Origin of the sequence: Streptomyces sp. NPDC057694 (assembly GCF_042799415.1) — a bacterium.
In the GTDB taxonomy this organism is placed as follows: domain Bacteria; phylum Actinomycetota; class Actinomycetes; order Streptomycetales; family Streptomycetaceae; genus Streptomyces.
The window spans coordinates 563,244-579,363 of the sequence record NZ_JBHVIX010000002.1 but is presented as its reverse complement, the minus strand read 5'-3'; the positions used below and the strand labels follow the sequence as shown (position 1 = coordinate 579,363).

The following is a 16,120-nucleotide window of genomic DNA, read 5'->3' as shown; positions in this document are numbered from 1 at the left end:
CGCGAGGGCGGTGACTTTAGACCTTAAAACTTAGCAACATGAATATATGTCGCAGAGGCGGGCATCTCATGATGAGTGCGACATCAGGGGCGCACGGTCAGGGGACGAGCGACAGGGGAGGTCGCGAGGAGAGGAAGAGGCGCATACGTGGCCAGCGACATGGTCGTCCGAGGAGCGGGCCCGCGCGGACCCGGCGCTCCGCCGCGGGACGGCGTGCCGAAGCGGGTGTTCGCCGTGCTCGCCGCACTGGCGGCGCTGTACGTGATCGGACCCGTGCTCAGGGCCGCAGCGGGCCCCCAGCTGGTCCGGGAACTCGGCGTCAGCCGGGAGGCGTTGGCCGCGGGCGAGGTGCTCGGCGCCGTCGGCGGCGTCGTCGCGCTCTTCGTCACGGGCCGGGCCGGCGACCGGTTCGGCCGCCGCCGGGTGCTGGTCTGGTCGCTGGCCGCGTTCGGCACCGGCTGCCTGTTCGTCGCCTTCGTGGCACAGCCCTCCGCGTACATAGCCGGACGCGTCCTGGTGACCATGGCCGCCTCCGCGATCTTCGTGACCTGTCTGGCCTTCGTCCCGTCCCTGTCACTGCCCGGACGGCTGCGCCGGATCATGGGGACCTGGCTCGCGATCATGTCGCTGGTGTTCCTGGGCATCAACAACGTGGCCTCGGTGGTCGTCTCGGCGATGGGCTGGCGGACCGTGTCCCTCGCCTTCGCCGTGCTCGCCGTCGTGGGCACCGTCGCGGTGCTGCGGATCGTGCCCGAAACGGTCGTCTCGGGCGCCTCGACCCGCCTCGACGTGCTCTTCTCCGGCTGCCTCGCCGCGGCAGTGCTCCTCATCACGGGCCTCTACCTCGCGCCCGTGCGCGGCTGGCCGGACCCCTGGGTGCTGGCGATGCTCGCCGCCGCGCCCGGCGCGGTCGCCGCGGGCCTGCTGTGCTCCCGCAGCCGCCGGCGCCTGACCGGCGCCCCGCTGCGCCAGCCCGGCACGGCACTCGTCGCCGGAGTCGTCGTCGGCTTCACCCAGATCGTCATCGCCCTCGCCCTCCCCGCGCTGGTGATCGCGGGCGGCGGCACGCCCACCCAGGCCGTCCTCGCCGTCTCCGCGTTCGGCCTCGGCGGCGCCGCCGCCTGCCTGCTGGCCCGGCACACCGCCTTCACCCCGTTGACGGGCTGCTCGCTCGGGCTGCCCCTCGCCGCGGTGGGCCTGGCCCTGCTGCACACCGTGCCGGCGGGCGCGGGCCCGGCGACGGCCCTGTGCTGCGCGCTGTCCGCCCTGGTCGGCTTCGGCATCATGACCGCCCAGACCCCGCAGATGGCGGGCTTCCTCGCCGCGCTGCCGCACTCCCGCCTCGGCGCCTTCTCCGCCCTCCACCCGACCGCGATCGTCCTGGGCACGGCCGCCGCGCAGGCCATGCCCGCCACCTCCGTCCTGCGCACCGGGCCGACCACCGCCGACATGGGCGAACTGCTGTGGGTCGCCGTCGCCGTCGTGGCCGCCGCGGCACTCGTCGTCGGACGGCCCGCCGTCGCCCTTGCCGTCGCGGCCACGGCGGGCCTGGAGTACCTGGTCATCCGCGGCTTCGCCGGAGAGCAGGTGGCGCAGCGGCCCGGCACCGTCGTGACCGTCCTCGCCATCGGTGTCCTCGCGGGCGCACTGACGTTCCTGCGGCGCCAGCAGACAGAACGGCTCGCCCGCACCCAGCAGGCCGCGGGCGCGCTCCAGCACGCCGTGCTGCACCCGATCCCGTCGCGGCTCGGCGGCCTGCGCCTGGCCGGCCTGTACCGGCCCGCCACCGTCGGCACCGGGATCGGCGGCGACTTCCTCGAAGCCGTCGACACGCCCTTCGGCACCCGCATCCTCGTCGGCGACGTCCGCGGCAAGGGCATGCAGGCCGTCCAGACCGTGACCGACGTCCTCGGTGCCTTCCGATGCCAGGCGCACGAGGTCGCGGACCTCGGGGAACTCGCCGCCCGCCTCGACCGGCAACTGGTGCGCGCCGCGGGCGCCCGCGGCGACGACGAACTGTTCGCCACCGCCGTCCTGATCCAGCACGGCGTCACGGGCGACGCGGTGGAGGTGGTCAACTGCGGCCACCTCGCCCCCCTGGCCGTCTCCCGCAGGAGCGTGCGGGAGATCGCCGTGCCGGCCCTGCTGCCGCTCGGCTTCGGCGCCCTCGGCGAGGACCGCGCGGAGCCCGCCACGGTCGGTCTCGCCCCCGACGAGACGCTCCTGCTGCACACCGACGGGCTCAGCGAGGCCCGCAACTCCTCCGGCGACTTCTACCCCCTCGCCGAACGTCTGGAGGCGGCAGGGTGCACCGAACCCGGCACGCTGGTGACCCACCTCGACAAGGACGTCCACGACTGGACCCATCACCTCACCGACGACATCGCCGTCGTCGCCCTCACCCGCGAGCCGGCTCTCGCGCCGCGCTCGCGACAGGCGGACCTGTCCCTGGCCTGACGACCCGTCATTGTCAGTGGCACCAGGCAGGATGAACTCCATGACGACGACTTCTGCCGTTCCCTCCGGCCTGCCCGCGCTGCCCGATTCCGCCGCCTACACCCAGGCCGTGCGGGACGCGCGCGGGGCCGCCGCCGCGTACTACGAGGGCGGCACCTCCGCCCTGGACGACGACGCCTACGACCGGCTCGTGCGGGCGATCACGGTGTACGAGACCGAGCACCCCGACGAGGTGCTGCCCGACTCGCCCTCGGGCAAGGTCGCGGGCGGCGCGGTCGAGGGCGACGTCCCGCACACGGTGCCCATGCTGAGCCTCGACAATGTGTTCTCCGGCGAGGAGTTCACCACCTGGGCCGCCTCCGTGGAGCGCCGGATCGGGCACGAGGTGACGAGCTGGCACGTGTCGCCGAAGCTGGACGGCCTCGCCATCGCCGCCCGCTACGAGGAGGGCCGCCTCGCCCGGCTCGTCACCCGCGGCGACGGCACGGCCGGCGAGGACGTCTCGCACGCCATCGGCACCGTCGAGGGCCTGCCCGACCGGCTCACCGAGCCCGTCACCCTGGAGGTGCGGGGCGAGATCCTCATGACCGCGGCCCAGTTCGAGTACGCCAACGAAGTGCGCACCGAGCACGGCGGCGACCCGTTCGCGAACCCGCGCAACGCCGCGGCGGGCACCCTGCGCGCCAAGGAGCGGGCCTACACGGTGCCGATGACCTTCTTCGGCTACGGACTGCTGCCGCTGCCCGGCACCGACCCCGCGCTCGCCGCCGAGCTGGGCGAGGCCGCGCACGGCGCCCTCATGGACCGGGGCGCGGCCTGGGGCGTCAACACCCCGGCGAGCACCGAGGTGCCCGGCGTCGTCGTCACCACCGTCGAGCAGGTCGTGGAGCAGGTCGAGCGGATCGCGGGGCTCCGCGCCGACCTGCCGTTCGGCATCGACGGCATCGTCGTCAAGGCCGACCTCGCCGCCGACCAGCAGGCGGCGGGCTCCGGCACCCGGGCGCCGCGCTGGGCGGTCGCGTTCAAGCTCCCGGCCGTCGAGAAGATCACCCGGCTGCTCGACGTCGAGTGGAACGTGGGGCGCACCGGCATCATCGCGCCGCGCGCCGTCCTGGAACCGGTCGAGATCGACGGCTCCACCGTCACCTACGCCACCCTGCACAACCCGGCCGACATCACCCGCCGCGGCCTGCTCCTCGGCGACCAGGTGATGGTCTACAAGGCGGGCGACATCATCCCCCGCATCGAAGCCCCCGTCGCGCACCTGCGCACCGGCGACGAGCGGGAGATCGTCTTCCCCGCCGAGTGCCCGCAGTGCGGCTCCGGCATCGACACGAGCGAGCAGCGCTGGCGGTGCGAGCGCGGCCGCAACTGCCACCTCGTCGCCTCGATCGCGTACGCGGCCGGGCGCGACCAGCTCGACATCGAGGGCCTCGGCCACACCCGGGTCGTCCAGCTCGTCGAGGCGGGTCTGATCACCGGCCTGCCCGATCTGTTCGACCGGCTGACCCGCGAGCAACTGCTCGGTCTGGAGCGGATGGGGGAGACCAGCACCGACAACCTGATGGCGGCCCTGGAGGCGGCCCGCAAGCAGCCGCTGTCGCGCGTGCTGTGCGCCCTCGGCGTGCGCGGCACGGGCCGGTCCATGTCCCGCCGGATCGCCCGGTACTTCGCGACGATGGACGGGATCCGGGCGGCCGACGCGGAGGCGATGCAGCGGGTCGACGGCATCGGCGCCGAGAAGGCCCGCGTCATCGTCGCCGAACTCGCGGAGCTGGCCGACCAGATCGACCGGCTCGCGGCGGCCGGACTGAGCATGACCGAGCCCGGCGCCACCCCGCCCCCCGCCGACGACGATCCGGAGGCGCCGGATGCCGACGCGGGGCCGCTGGCAGGGCTGAAGGTCGTCGTCACCGGGGCGATGACCGGCCCCCTGGAGCAGCTCTCCCGCAATCAGATGAACGAGCTGATCGAGAGAGCCGGCGGAAAGTCGTCCGGCAGCGTCTCGAAGAACACGAGCCTCCTCGTCGCGGGGGAGGGCGCGGGCGCCAAGCGGACCAAGGCGGAGAGCCTCGGTGTCCGCCTGGCCACCCCGGACGAGTTCGCGGCGATGGTCGCCGACTTCCTCGGCTGACCGGAGCACGCTGCCGAAGCCGGTGATCCGTGGCGGCCTGCCCTACGTGTCCTCCATGTCCTAGGGCAGGATCGAGTCCACGTAGCCGCCGTCCACGCGCAGCGCCCCGCCGGTGGTGGCGCTCGCCTGGGCGGAGGCGAGATAGACGACCATGTTCGCGATCTCCTCGGGCTCGATGAGGCGTTGGAGCAGCGACTGCGGACGGTACTCGCGCATGAACGTCCGCTGGGCCTCGTCCCAGGGCAGGTCACGGTCGACGAGTCCGTAGACGAAGTCCTCGACGCCGCCGGTGTGGGTCGGTCCCGCGATGACCGAGTTGACGGTCACCCCGGTACCGGCCGCCTGTTTCGCGAAGCCCCGGGAGACCGCGAGCAGCGCCGTCTTGGACATGCCGTAGTGGATCATCTCGGCGGGGATCACCACCGCCGAGTCACTGGCGATGTTCTGCACCCGGCCCCAGCCGCGTTCGGTCATACCCGGCAGGTACTGGCGGATCATCCGGACCGCCGCCAGGACGTTCACCTCGAAGTAGCGGCGCCACTCCTCGTCACTGATCTCCAGCGGGTCGGCCGAGTCGAAGATGCCGAGGTTGTTGACGAGGATGTCGACCTGCGGCAGCGCCTCGGCGGCGTGCCGGGCACCCTCGTCGGCGGCGACGTCGGCCACCACCGGCACCAGCTCGGCGCCGGGGGCGTCGGCGCCGATCCGGTCGATGGCCTCGTCGACCCGTTTCTGCGTACGGCCGTTGATGCCGACCCGGGCCCCGGCCCGGGCGAGACCGGTGGCGATCGCGGCTCCGATGCCCTGGGTGGAGCCGGTGACCAGTGCGGTCCGTCCGGTCAGATCGATCTGCATGCGGGCGACTCCTCGTGATGGTGACGGGTGTGCGGATGAGCCCTACCCGGTGCGCGGGTCGCACACCGGCCAGATGTGGACCGTCGGAGTGGCGGGCCCGCGGGACGGCCCCGCAGAGCGCTGCGGGCGTTCATGGAATTCCGCTGCGGGAGCGCTCCCACCGTGGCAGGGTGCGGCGCATGAAGACCACTCCGTTCGTCCGTCCCTACCGGCCCTCCGACCGCGAAGCGCTGGCCCGTATCTGCGTCATGACGGCCCATCAGGGCCAGGACTCGTCCTCGCTCTATCCGGACCACGAACTGATGCCCTCGATCTTCGCCTACCCCTACGTGCACCTGGAGCCCGACTTCGCGTTCGTCCTGGACGACGGCGAGGGGAGCGCCGTCGGATACGTCCTGGGCGTCCCGGACACCGCCGACTTCGCCGCGCGCTTCCGCACGCAGTGGCTGCCCCGGGTGACCGGCGCCTACCCGCCGGTCGAGGGCGCGGCCCGCACGCCGAGCCAGGAGATGATCGGGCTGCTGCACACCCCCGAGCGCATGGTCAGGGACGAACTCGCCGAGTTTCCCGCGCACTTGCACATCGACCTGCTGCCGCCCTGGCAGGGCAAGGGGTACGGCCGCACCCTGATGCACACCCTTCTGAGCGCGCTGCACGAGAAGGGAGTGCCGGCGGTCCACCTGTGCATGGTGCGGGCGAACACACCGGCCCGGGCGTTCTACGACCGGCTGGGCTTCAGGCTGCTGGAGGTGTCCGACCCCGGGCCCGTCTGGTACCTGGGCCGCTCCACGGCCGTGGCCTGATGAGAGCGCGCCGTCCCGGGCGGGTGTCCGGGCAGGACCGTCAGCCCTCGTCCTTGCCGTAGCGGCGCTCGAACGCCGCGACGCGTCCCTCGGTGTCCACGGTGCGCGCCTTCCCCGTGTAGAAGGGGTGGCTCTCCGCGGAGATCTCGACGTCGACCACGGGATAGGTCTCCCCGTCGTCCCACTCGATCGTCGCGTCGGTCCGCGCCGTGGACCGGGTCAAGAACGCGTAGCCCGCGGCCTTGTCCCGGAAGACCACGGGCCGGTAGTCGGGGTTGTCCTGAGCCATGCCTGCTCCTTCGCCTCGGCCTGTGCCCATCGTCGTCCACCCGCCGGACCCGCGCCATGCGAGCCCCGCAGAAGGGTCCGGCGGCACCGTAAGGGCACTCCCTCTGTTTGTCCCGGCCGGATCCGGCTATTCGCACACCATGGCGAACACACAGGACAACGGAGAGACAGCCGCACGGACTACGAGGGCGGGACAGCCCGCCGCGGCGAAGGCAGCGAAGAAGACCGCGCAGAAGACCGCGGCCAAGGCGGAGGCGGCCGGTGCGGACGCGGGCCGCGCGGCCCGCACGGCGGGCACCGAAGGGGCCCGCGCGGCGACCACCGCGACGGCCGCGCTCGACAGCGCCCGCTCCACCGTGACATCGGCGGCGGAACAGGCGGCCTCCACCGTCACCTCGGCAGCGGGGCAGGCGGCTTCCACCGTCACGTCGGCGGCGGGGCAGGCGGTCTCGGCCGCGACGACGGCCTGGGCCGTGATCAAGCACCGCAAGATCGTCGCCGCGGGTGTGACGGCCGGTGCCACAGCCCTCGTGGCGGGCTCCTACGTGGCCGGACGCCGTGCGGAGCGCGGCAGCCAGGGGCCGCTCACGCGCCTGACCGGCGGACGCGTCTGACGGGCCGCGGGCCGCTCAACGACCCTCCGGACGGACGGAGTTGAGCGGCACCGCCGCCACACTGCGCCCCCGCCGGTCGAGCAGCCGGCCCGCGTGCTTGAGGGTCCGCAGCACCACCGCGCGCTCGGTGATGCGCAGCCCCAGCTGCGCCAGCCGCCGGTTGAGCAGCGCCTCCGTGGTGTGCACCTCGGCCAGCGACCGGACCCAGATGTCCAGAATCAGATTGTGGGTGCTCGCGGTGATGCTGCACATGCGCAGCCCCGGCAGCGTCCGCAGCGCCCGGACCGCCGCCTCCAGATTCTCCGCGGGGACGGCCCCGAAGTAGACCACCGAGACCGGGAACTCGGTCAGCGGCCGGGCCAGGGTGCAGCGCAGCGACAGCCGCCCGCCCGCGGTCAGCGTCCGCAGCCGGCGCCGCACCGTCGCCGTACTGGCGCCCGTGGCCCGCGCCAGCGCGGAGAGGGGCATCCGGCCGTCCGTGCCCAGCGCGTGCGCGATCCGCCGGTCCACCGCACGGATCGGCTCGTCCGGCACATTGCCCGAGGCGTCCGGGTACTCCGGCCGCAACAGCGCGCGCTGCGCCGGGGTCAGGCTGCGCATCCGCCACTGGGCGCCCTCGACCGGCACCGCCGTGATGACGTGCAGCCGCGTGCCGCGCACCCCGGGCAGCCGGGCGACGCGCTCACCCGCGTACCGCGCCAGGTCGTCGAAGGAGGACGCCCCGACGATGCCGAGCAGATCACGGCCGCCCGAGGTCTGCTTGAGGCTGAGCATGCGCGAGTCCGCGGCCAGCGAGGTCAGCACGTCCTCGGACAACTGCCCGCCGGTCTCGATCTCGACCTGCGCGTAGACCGACCCCTCGTCCCGGTCCAGGGACAGATAGCCGTCGACCCAGGCGGCACCGGTGCGGGCGAGCCGCTCCCAGCGACGGGCGGCGGTGACCGGATCGATGCCGAGCGCCTCGCCGACGAGCGTCCAGGGCGCGCGGGTGTTGATCTGCAGGGCGTGCACCAGCGCCAGATCGAGCTCGTCGAGACGTGCCCGGTCCGGATCCTGAGGTTCTGATTGCTGCATGCTCTCGATGACGTAGATCCTGCACACGGGGCGGTGGGATTTCGGAATCCTGCGATTTTACGTGCGGGACATCGCGGATCCCGACGCTGGTCCGCCATGAGCCACCAACAGTCCACCGCCCTGACCGTCACCGGTGCCCGTCTCGTCGACGGCACCGGCGCCGCCCCCGTCGAGGACGCCGTGCTCGTCGTCGACGACGCCGGCCTGATCAGCTACGCGGGGCCCGCGGCCACCGCCCCGCCGTCCGCACCCGGCGCGCGCACCCTCGACGCGCGGGGACACACGCTGCTGCCCGGCTTCATCGACGCCCACGTCCACCTCGGTGTGGAGTCCGCGCGCCAGATGGTGCGCCGCTTCGAACAGGACCCGACGGTCGAGGTGTTCCGCACGGCCGAGCGGCTGCGCGCCACCCTCGACGCGGGCGTCACCACCGTGCGCGACCTCGGCGGACTGCCCGCCGGCTACCGCACGGCCGTCGACCGTGGGCTCACCACCGGGCCCCGCATCCACACCGCGGTCCGCATCCTCAGCCACACCGGAGGCCACGCCGACTTCCAGACCGAGTGCGGCTTCGACCCCAGCTCCGGCATGGGCGAGATCGCCGACACCCCGGACGAAGTACGCCTCGCCGTACGGCGGCTGCTGCGCTCCGGCGCCGACGTGATCAAGGTCTGTGCGACGGGTGGCATGAGCAGCCCCTACGACCACCCCGACGACGAGGGCCTCACCGAGGACGAGATCCGCACGGTCGTCGACGAAGTGGCCCGGCACGGCGGCCGCCCGGTCGCCGCGCACGCGCAGGGCGCCGCCGGCATCCTCAACGCCGTCCGCGGCGGCGTCACCAGCGTCGAGCACGGCTACGGCATGACCGCGCAGGCCCGTGAACTGGCGGGGGAGCGCGGGACGTTCGTCGTCCCGACCCTGTCGACGGTCTTCGACGGCATCGACAAGTCGACGATGGAGCCGTACCACTACGAGAAGAAGATCCGCTGGTCCGCGATCACCCGGGAGAACATCTCCGCCGCGATCGCCGAGGGCGTGACCATCGCCATGGGCACCGACGCCGCGATGGTGCCGCACGGCCGCAACCTGCGCGAACTCGGCCACCTCGTCGCCCTCGGCATGACACCGATGCAGGCGATCACGGCCGGCACCCGCACCGCCGCCCGACTCCTCGGTCTGGACGCGGAGATCGGCACCCTGGAGGCGGGCCGGCGCGCCGACCTCGTGCTGTGCGCCGGTGATCCGCTCACCGACATCGCACTGCTCGCCGACCCGGCCAACATCGTGCTCGTCGCCCAGGGCGGCGAGATCCGCAAGAACGGACTGCCCGCATGACCACGCAGGCACCGCCCACCGCGGAGCGCGGCTTCATCGACCGGGCGATGTCGGGGATCGAGCGGCGTGGCTGGCCGTGCTCGGAATCTTCTACGGGTTCGACCTGCCCCTCGGGCCGGGGGCGTCCCTGCGCACACCATGAGAACGGGGGCGCGTCCTCGTCCCAGGACGCGCCCCCAGCTCATCGGACCCCGCATCGCGGATGACGGGATCGCGCTCCGAGTGCCCCCGTCGGCCCGGCTCAAACAGGCGTGGTGCCGCGTTGGCTCAGGCCGCCTGCGGTTCGTCGGAGCCGCGCGCCGCCGCCTGCTCCAGGACCAGATCGGCGGCGGCCAGGGCCTCGCGGATGGTGCGGGTCCCGGTGCAGACGCACAGCGTGTAGGTCACGTCGTCGAGCTGCCAGCCCAACTCCTGTGAGGGGCGCTCGCAATGCCGCATCTGCAAGTCGGCGTAGCGGCTCAGCAGCGTACGGACGAACGTGGCGTCGGGCATCAGCATGGAGCAACCTGCTCTCGCTCGGGGGAGGTACCTCCCCATGCCCCGGCTGTCACGATCCATACACGCGGCGTGCTCGACGTGACCTGTTTCACTCGTGAACGTGCCCTGGTGGACGACTAGTTGACGGCCCGGTGCGCCGCTTCCGCTTCCGCTTCCGTGTCGGCCGAGCCGGTGCGCAGCGATCCGCCCGCCGTCTCCAGATGCGCGCGGACGAACCACTGGAACTGCTCCAGATCGCGCAGCTGGCCGATCAGCAGGTCCTCCGTGGCGGCGTCGACGGCACCGGCCGCCGCGATCGCCTTGCGCAGGTCCTCGACGATCCCGGTGTAGACGATGTCGAGCGCCCCGAGATGGGCGATGGCGTCGGCCCGGCCCACGCTGTAGTCCTGCCAGGTCCGGGCGGCCACGAGCGCGCCGGGCGTGCCCTGGCTGACCCCGCCGAGGGCGGCGGCCCGCTCCGCGACGTCGTCGGCCATCGCGCGGACCTTGTCGACCTGCGGGTCGATCATCTCGTGCACGGCGATGAAGTGCGGACCGACGACGTTCCAGTGCACGTGCTTCAGCGTCAGATGCAGATCGTTGAGCGCGTGCAGGCGCATCTGGAGAATCTCGATCAGCTCTCCGGCCTGGTCCACCGTGAGGCCGGGGACGGTGTACTTCGGAGTGCTCTGCAGAGTCATGGGGGTGTGTCTCCCTTCGTACCGGACGGGCTGTCCTGCCCCACTACCCGTCTGACGGGATCCACACCTGTTTGTCACCCGCGAGAAGGATCACCACTGCTTACGGGCGTGTCGGCGAGGCCGATGTCCGTATCTGTGGGACACCCGGCCCTCCAGCCATGGCGGGCACCGCACCCACCGGCGGATGCTGAAGGGGTCGTCACGGAACGGGACGGCGATCCGACGGCGAAAGGCCCTGGTGAGCACGGTGAACAGCACACAGAACACGGTCGCGGGCGTCCCGGTGCCCGACACGAAACTGGCCCGGGAGGCGGAGGAGCTGGTCCGGGACACGACCAGCGAGCTGATCTACCACCACTCGCGGCGCGTGTTCTTCTTCGGCGCGCTCCAGGGCCACCGCCGCGACCTGTCCTACGATCCCGAACTGCTCTACGTAGGAGCGCTCTTCCACGACCTCGGTCTGTCCCCGCAGTTCCACGACAGCGGCCGCCGCTTCGAGGTGGACAGCGCGGACGAGGCCCGCCGCTTCCTCGAAGCCCGGCACGTCCCGTCGGACAGCGTGCGCCGGGTGTGGACGGCGATCGCACTGCACACCACGCCCGGGGTGCCCGCGTTCATGGAACCCGAGGTCGCGCTGGTGACCGCCGGTGTCGAGTACGACGTCCTGGGCATCGGCTACGACGACCTCTCGGCCGCCGACCGGGCCGAGATCGTGTCCCTGCACCCGCGCCCGGACTTCAAGCGCCGCATCCTGGCCGCCTTCACCGACGGCGTCGCGCCGAAGCCGGAGACCACGTTCGGGAATGTGAAGGCGGACGTCCTCGCCCACTACGTGCCCGGATTCGAGCGCGGCGACTTCGTGCGGACGATCCTCGACTCCCAGTGGGAGCAGTGAGCGACGCCCGCCACAGCGTGGCCGTCGTCGCGTTCGACCGGGTGCAGCTCCTCGACGTGACCGGGCCCGCCGAGGTGTTCACCACCGCCAACACCTACGGCGCCGCCTACGACGTACGCATCGTGTCGCCCGACGGCGCCGACGTCACCACCTCGTCGGGCGTACGGATCGGGGTCGACGGCGGCGAGGACGCCGTGCCGGCCCGGATCGGCACCGTGCTGGTGCCCGGCCGCAGCGACTGGCGGCGGGCGGTGGACGACGTGACGCTGATCGGCCTCACCTCCCGGCTGGCGGGCCGGGCGCGACGCGTGGCGTCGGTGTGCGCGGGCGCCTTCCTGCTGGCGGAGGCCGGGGTGCTCGACGGGCGGCGTGCGGCCACCCACTGGCGGCTCGCCGCCGAACTGGCCGCCGCCTACCCGGCGGTGACGGTCGCCGACGACCCGGTGTTCGTCCGCGACGGACCGGTGATCACCTCGGCCGGAGTGACGGCCGGCATCGATCTGGCGCTCGCGCTCGTCGAGGAGGACCACGGCGCCGAACTGGCCCGGAACGTCGCACGCGAACTCGTGGTCTTCATGGCCAGACCGGGCGGCCAGTCGCAGTTCAGCGCCCGCCTCGGCCCGGTCGCGGCCCGCCACCCCGCCGTGCGTACGGCCATGGACGCGGTCGGCGCCGACCCGCGCTCCGCACCCGGCCTCGACGCGCTGGCCCGCACCGCGGGGGTCAGCCCGCGGCACCTGACACGGCTGTTCCGCGCGGAGACGGGGATGACGCCGGGCCAGTACGTCGAGTCGGTGCGCCTGGAGGCGGCGCGCGCCCTGCTGGAGGGCGGCGGCGACGCGGTGGAGGCCGTCGCGCACAGCGCCGGGTTCGGCTCGTCGGAGTCCATGCGCCGCGCGTTCCAGCAGGCGCTGGGCGTGGCGCCCACGGAGTACCGGGCCCGGTTCCGCACCACCGGCGCGGCGGGTTGACGCAGTGGCGTCTGCCGCAGCGACGGGCTTCGATCGTGTGAAGCACTGCCCCTGCTCCCCGGTGCGCACCAGATCGGTGTCTACCCTGGGGGATCCGTCGACGAGGAGGTGCTCTGATGCCCGAGGATGAGCCGCAGCGCTCGGGACTGCTGGGCGTGGAGATGCGGCAGGTGCCGCTGGACGACGGCAGCGTGGTCACGATCGTGTGTGACGCGGGACTGTCCGCCCAGGAGGCGCGGGCCCGCGCCCAGAGCATCGCGCAGGACAACCGGGGCCGCTAGGGCGTGTGTCGCCCTGGGGCGTGCCGGGAAGGGCCGGCCCTTCCCGGCGCTTCCCGGCGTCTGCGGGGCCGCGGCATGCGTGGCGTAGAAACGCCGTACATCCGCGTCGCCCGGCGCGTGTCCGGCGGCGCGGAGGGAAGACGGAGTGCCTTGCGAGGCGGGCACTTCGGCCCGCCTCCCGGACACTGCCGCGACGGGCGGCACCCCACGGGAGTGAGTCATGCCGCAACCGGCCGCGTTCCACGATCTCGGAGCCCTGCGATTCGACGACGGGGCCGTGCTTGAGCCCGGCGCCGTGGACCGGGTGCGCGCGGCCGTACGGGACAGCGGCGTCCGCGACCTCTACGTCGTGGTGCACGGTGCCCACAACGACGAAGCGGTCGGGGCCGCCGTCGACGGCGCCTACCGCCATCTGCTGGCCGAGGCATGGAGCGACGCGCCCGGACAGGCCGGAATGCTCGCCGTGCACTGGCCGTCGCTCTGCTTCCGCGACGAGGACCTGCCCGGCGTCGGGAAGCCGTCGGACACCACCGGGATCGACCGCGAGACGTTCGACGACCTCCTGCGTCAACTGCCCGGTCACGAGGAGGAGTTGACGGAGATCGTCACCCTGCTGCGGGAGCGGCCCGACCACGAGACCGCCTTCGACGACTTCGGTTCGGGGCTGCGCCGCCTGGCGGAACTCCCGCTCCAGGACCCGGTGGCCTCGTTCGCCGCCGACACCGAGGGCGAGATCCTGCCGCAGACCGACCCCCTCATGCTGTTCGAGGACACCCGGACCATGTGCGTCGAGTTCGCGGGCGCCCTCGACGACCTGCGCCGGGCCCAGGACACGCGGCCCGGCCGCCCGGCCCGGCACGAGGACGGCCGCAAGGGGCCCGGCGCGTCCGACGAGGGAACCCTCGCCGAGGTCCGGGTCGCGGGCCCGCGCCCCGCCCGGCCGCTGAGCGAGCGGGTGGGCCGCGCCGGTACGGTCGCGTCCGGCGGCCCGCTGGGCGAGCGGGCCCGCGCCGCCGACCAGGCCGAACTGTGGAACGGCGCCCACGAACTCTTCCGCCAGGTCGTACGCCATGTACTGCGCCGCCGCGCCGGATTCATCGGGGAACTCGGCCTCGGCCCCTGCCTGCCCGGCCTCGCGGAGGACTCGGAGGTGCGGCTGCACCTCGTCGGGCACGGCCTCGGCGCACGGCTGGCCGGTTTCGCGCTGCGCGGCCTGGAGGGCGGCGGCGCGGAGCCGGTGCTGCTGTCCTCGCTCACGCTGCTGCAGGGCGAGCTGTCCCACTTCGCGTTCGCCGACAGCCTGCCGCAGCAGGTCTCGGGCCACGGCGCGCTGTGGAGCCTGCAACGCCTCGTGCAGGGGCCGCTGCTCTGCACGTTCTCCCATCTCGACTTCCACCTCGGCGTGCTCTATCCGCTGTCGGCCCAGATGATCGGCGACTCCGCCGAGATGGTGTCGATCGCCCGCAAATGGGGCGCACTCGGCTTCGACGGGATCCAGGGCGTCGAGGGGCCCGCCCCGATGTGCCTGGAGGACACCGCGAAGAGCGACCTGCGGCGCGCCGCCTACCTGAACATCGACGCCTCCGAAGTGATCCGCAGCGCCGACCTCCCCCTGAGCGGTCACCACGACGTCATCCGTCCCGAGATCGGGCGGCTGCTGCGCCGGGCGGCCGAGGTGCCCGGCGGCGCCGACTGAGCGACGCTGGACAGGTGACGGCGAGACCGCGTGCACGACGGACGGGCCGGAGGTGACGATGCGACCTCCGCAGGCACTGGAGCGGATCGCGTTCCTCCTGGAGCGCGACCGCGCCCCCACCTACCGTGTACGGGCCTTTCGCACCGCGGCCCGTGTCATCGCCGAGCAGGGCCCGGACGAGACGGCGCGGCGTGCCGCCGCGGGCACCCTGGAAGCGCTGAAGGGCATCGGCCCGACCACGGCCGAAGTGATCCGTGAGGCGCTGGCCGGCGACGTACCGGAGTACCTGGCCCGCCTCGAGGAAGCCGCCCGCACCCCGCTTGTGCCGGACGGAGCCGGCGCCCGGCTCCGGTCACTGCTGCGCGGGGACTGCCATCTGCACTCCGACTGGTCCGACGGAGGCAGCCCCATCGAGGAGATGGGCCGCGCGGCGCGCGACCTCGGCCACGAGTGGGCCGTGCTCACCGATCACTCGCCACGGCTGACGGTGGCCCACGGACTCTCCCCGCAGCGGCTGCGCGAGCAACTCGCGGTGGTCGCCGAACTCAACACCCGCTGGGCGCCGTTCCGGCTGCTGACCGGAATCGAGTGCGACATCCTCGACGACGGCTCCCTCGACCAGGAGCCCGACCTCCTCGACCGGCTCGACGTGGTCGTGGTGTCCGTCCACTCGAAACTCCGGATGGACGCAGCCGCCATGACCCGCCGCCTGGTCGCCGCCGTGCGCGACCCGCACGCCGACATCCTCGGGCACTGCACCGGCCGCCTCGTCACCGGTCGCGGCAGGCCCGAATCGAGCTTCGACGCCGACGCCGTGTTCGCGGCCTGCGCGGAGGCCGGCACCGCCGTCGAGATCAACAGCCGCCCCGAGCGGCTCGATCCACCCCGTCGGCTGCTGCGCCGCGCCGTCGAGGCCGGCACGCTGTTCGCGGTGGACACCGACGCGCACGCGCCGGGGCAGCTCGACTGGCAGGTGCTCGGCTGCGCCCGGGCCGAGGAGTGCGGCGTGAGCGCCGACCGCGTGGTGACGACCTGGCCCGCCGACCGGCTCCTGGAGTGGACGCGTGACGCCGTACCCGGGTGACCCGAGTGAGCGGGTCAACCCGGGGAAGCAGACTCGACACGGCAGCCCAGCCATGGCACAGACAGGAGCACCGCACATGACGACCTTCGTCATCACGATCCCCGGTACGTTCGTGCGCACCGCGGACGCCCAGGTGAGAGCCCAGGTCGAACGGCATCTGCGGGAGGCCGATCCGCACCGCACCGAGCTGGGCCGCGAGGAGGATCTGGACCTGCTCACCGTCAACGACGACCACACGTTCACCATGCGCCTCGAAGTGACGGCCGATGCGAACGCCCAGGCCCGCACCAAGGCCGGGGAACTGGCCGCGCAGGCGCTGCGGGCGGCGGGCTTCGACGAAAGCGACGCGCCCCTGGGGCCGCCGATCGTGACCGGGATCGACAACCCGGCGTGACCGTGCGCCGATCTGTCCCGGGACGGCTCCCGGGGCAGATCGGCACCATGAGGCTCTG

16 protein-coding genes are annotated in these 16,120 nt (G+C 73.0%); 11 read left to right on the top strand and 5 right to left on the bottom strand.

All coding sequences use genetic code 11. The annotated features are described in order from the left end of the window. The first annotated feature begins 147 nt into the window (after nucleotides 1-147). Both ACFVDP_RS09640 and ligA read left to right on the top strand, forming a co-directional pair. Nucleotides 148-2,457 carry an MFS transporter gene (locus tag ACFVDP_RS09640; protein WP_383485954.1) on the top strand — a complete coding sequence of 770 codons (2,310 nt, stop codon included), beginning with the start codon at nucleotides 148-150 and terminating at the stop codon, nucleotides 2,455-2,457. Nucleotides 2,458-2,488: 31 nt separating this feature from the next. Further along, nucleotides 2,489-4,591, top strand: coding sequence for an NAD-dependent DNA ligase LigA (ligA, locus tag ACFVDP_RS09635; RefSeq protein ID WP_383485951.1), 2,103 nt, complete (start codon nucleotides 2,489-2,491; stop codon nucleotides 4,589-4,591). A gap of 60 nt (nucleotides 4,592-4,651) precedes the next feature. Here ligA and ACFVDP_RS09630 read toward each other — a convergent pair whose 3' ends face one another. Continuing rightward, nucleotides 4,652-5,446, bottom strand: a complete 795-nt coding sequence (locus ACFVDP_RS09630) for an SDR family NAD(P)-dependent oxidoreductase (protein WP_383485948.1) — start codon at nucleotides 5,444-5,446, stop codon at nucleotides 4,652-4,654. Nucleotides 5,447-5,625: 179 nt separating this feature from the next. Here ACFVDP_RS09630 and ACFVDP_RS09625 point away from each other — a divergent pair, with 179 nt between their 5' ends. Continuing rightward, nucleotides 5,626-6,249, top strand: coding sequence for a GNAT family N-acetyltransferase (locus ACFVDP_RS09625; RefSeq protein WP_383485945.1), 624 nt, complete (start codon nucleotides 5,626-5,628; stop codon nucleotides 6,247-6,249). Nucleotides 6,250-6,289: 40 nt separating this feature from the next. Here the strand turns inward: ACFVDP_RS09625 and ACFVDP_RS09620 are convergent, their stop codons facing one another. Beyond that, nucleotides 6,290-6,538: a type B 50S ribosomal protein L31 gene (locus ACFVDP_RS09620; protein ID WP_111665025.1), complete on the bottom strand. Its 249-nt coding sequence runs from the start codon at nucleotides 6,536-6,538 to the stop codon at nucleotides 6,290-6,292. Between the two features lie 139 nt (nucleotides 6,539-6,677). Between ACFVDP_RS09620 and ACFVDP_RS09615 the strand changes: the two genes are divergently transcribed. Beyond that, on the top strand, nucleotides 6,678-7,151 hold the full coding sequence (locus ACFVDP_RS09615; RefSeq protein ID WP_383485941.1) for a hypothetical protein: 474 nt from the start codon (nucleotides 6,678-6,680) through the stop codon (nucleotides 7,149-7,151). A gap of 15 nt (nucleotides 7,152-7,166) precedes the next feature. On the opposite strand, the gene ACFVDP_RS09610 is transcribed toward ACFVDP_RS09615, so the two are convergent. Continuing rightward, nucleotides 7,167-8,225, bottom strand: coding sequence for an Lrp/AsnC family transcriptional regulator (locus ACFVDP_RS09610; RefSeq protein ID WP_383485938.1), 1,059 nt, complete (start codon nucleotides 8,223-8,225; stop codon nucleotides 7,167-7,169). Nucleotides 8,226-8,321: 96 nt separating this feature from the next. On the opposite strand from ACFVDP_RS09610, the gene ACFVDP_RS09605 reads away from it, so the two are divergent. Next, nucleotides 8,322-9,563 carry an amidohydrolase family protein gene (locus ACFVDP_RS09605; RefSeq protein WP_383485935.1) on the top strand — a complete coding sequence of 414 codons (1,242 nt, stop codon included), beginning with the start codon at nucleotides 8,322-8,324 and terminating at the stop codon, nucleotides 9,561-9,563. A gap of 267 nt (nucleotides 9,564-9,830) precedes the next feature. On the opposite strand, the gene ACFVDP_RS09600 is transcribed toward ACFVDP_RS09605, so the two are convergent. After that, a complete protein-coding gene (locus tag ACFVDP_RS09600) occupies nucleotides 9,831-10,061 on the bottom strand; it encodes a DUF5133 domain-containing protein (RefSeq protein WP_383485932.1) in 231 nt (76 codons plus the stop codon). A gap of 116 nt (nucleotides 10,062-10,177) precedes the next feature. Then, nucleotides 10,178-10,741, bottom strand: coding sequence for a Dps family protein (locus tag ACFVDP_RS09595; RefSeq protein WP_383485929.1), 564 nt, complete (start codon nucleotides 10,739-10,741; stop codon nucleotides 10,178-10,180). 247 nt (nucleotides 10,742-10,988) lie between these two features. On the opposite strand from ACFVDP_RS09595, the gene ACFVDP_RS09590 reads away from it, so the two are divergent. From ACFVDP_RS09590 to ACFVDP_RS09565, 6 genes are all read left to right on the top strand, one after another. Further along, nucleotides 10,989-11,636, top strand: a complete 648-nt coding sequence (locus ACFVDP_RS09590) for an HD domain-containing protein (RefSeq protein ID WP_383485926.1) — start codon at nucleotides 10,989-10,991, stop codon at nucleotides 11,634-11,636. Further along, the gene (locus tag ACFVDP_RS09585; protein WP_383485923.1) at nucleotides 11,633-12,607 is read left to right on the top strand and encodes a GlxA family transcriptional regulator; all 975 of its coding nucleotides are present in this window, start codon (nucleotides 11,633-11,635) and stop codon (nucleotides 12,605-12,607) included. The genes ACFVDP_RS09590 and ACFVDP_RS09585 overlap by 4 nt, the downstream gene beginning before the upstream one ends. 116 nt (nucleotides 12,608-12,723) lie before the next feature. Beyond that, nucleotides 12,724-12,888, top strand: a complete 165-nt coding sequence (locus ACFVDP_RS09580; RefSeq protein ID WP_383485920.1) for a hypothetical protein — start codon at nucleotides 12,724-12,726, stop codon at nucleotides 12,886-12,888. A gap of 220 nt (nucleotides 12,889-13,108) precedes the next feature. Further along, entirely contained in the window at nucleotides 13,109-14,584 is a 1,476-nt protein-coding gene (locus tag ACFVDP_RS09575; protein WP_383485917.1) for a hypothetical protein, read from the top strand. A gap of 58 nt (nucleotides 14,585-14,642) precedes the next feature. Next, nucleotides 14,643-15,668 (top strand): PHP domain-containing protein, encoded by a 1,026-nt coding sequence (locus ACFVDP_RS09570; protein WP_383485915.1) that lies wholly within the window; start codon nucleotides 14,643-14,645, stop codon nucleotides 15,666-15,668. Nucleotides 15,669-15,744: 76 nt separating this feature from the next. Next, a complete protein-coding gene (locus ACFVDP_RS09565) occupies nucleotides 15,745-16,062 on the top strand; it encodes a hypothetical protein (RefSeq protein WP_383485912.1) in 318 nt (105 codons plus the stop codon). The last annotated feature ends 58 nt before the right edge of the window (nucleotides 16,063-16,120 follow it).

Coding starts and splice junctions, on each gene's coding strand:
- ligA (WP_383485951.1), top strand. CDS start 2,489: ATGAACTCCATGACGACGACTTCTGCCGTTCCCTCCGGCCTGCCCGCG.
- ACFVDP_RS09630 (WP_383485948.1), bottom strand. CDS start 5,446: ATGCAGATCGATCTGACCGGACGGACCGCACTGGTCACCGGCTCCACC.
- ACFVDP_RS09625 (WP_383485945.1), top strand. CDS start 5,626: ATGAAGACCACTCCGTTCGTCCGTCCCTACCGGCCCTCCGACCGCGAA.
- ACFVDP_RS09620 (WP_111665025.1), bottom strand. CDS start 6,538: ATGGCTCAGGACAACCCCGACTACCGGCCCGTGGTCTTCCGGGACAAG.
- ACFVDP_RS09615 (WP_383485941.1), top strand. CDS start 6,678: ATGGCGAACACACAGGACAACGGAGAGACAGCCGCACGGACTACGAGG.
- ACFVDP_RS09610 (WP_383485938.1), bottom strand. CDS start 8,225: ATGCAGCAATCAGAACCTCAGGATCCGGACCGGGCACGTCTCGACGAG.
- ACFVDP_RS09605 (WP_383485935.1), top strand. CDS start 8,322: ATGAGCCACCAACAGTCCACCGCCCTGACCGTCACCGGTGCCCGTCTC.
- ACFVDP_RS09600 (WP_383485932.1), bottom strand. CDS start 10,061: ATGCTGATGCCCGACGCCACGTTCGTCCGTACGCTGCTGAGCCGCTAC.
- ACFVDP_RS09595 (WP_383485929.1), bottom strand. CDS start 10,741: ATGACTCTGCAGAGCACTCCGAAGTACACCGTCCCCGGCCTCACGGTG.
- ACFVDP_RS09580 (WP_383485920.1), top strand. CDS start 12,724: ATGCCCGAGGATGAGCCGCAGCGCTCGGGACTGCTGGGCGTGGAGATG.
- ACFVDP_RS09575 (WP_383485917.1), top strand. CDS start 13,109: ATGCCGCAACCGGCCGCGTTCCACGATCTCGGAGCCCTGCGATTCGAC.
- ACFVDP_RS09570 (WP_383485915.1), top strand. CDS start 14,643: ATGCGACCTCCGCAGGCACTGGAGCGGATCGCGTTCCTCCTGGAGCGC.
- ACFVDP_RS09565 (WP_383485912.1), top strand. CDS start 15,745: ATGACGACCTTCGTCATCACGATCCCCGGTACGTTCGTGCGCACCGCG.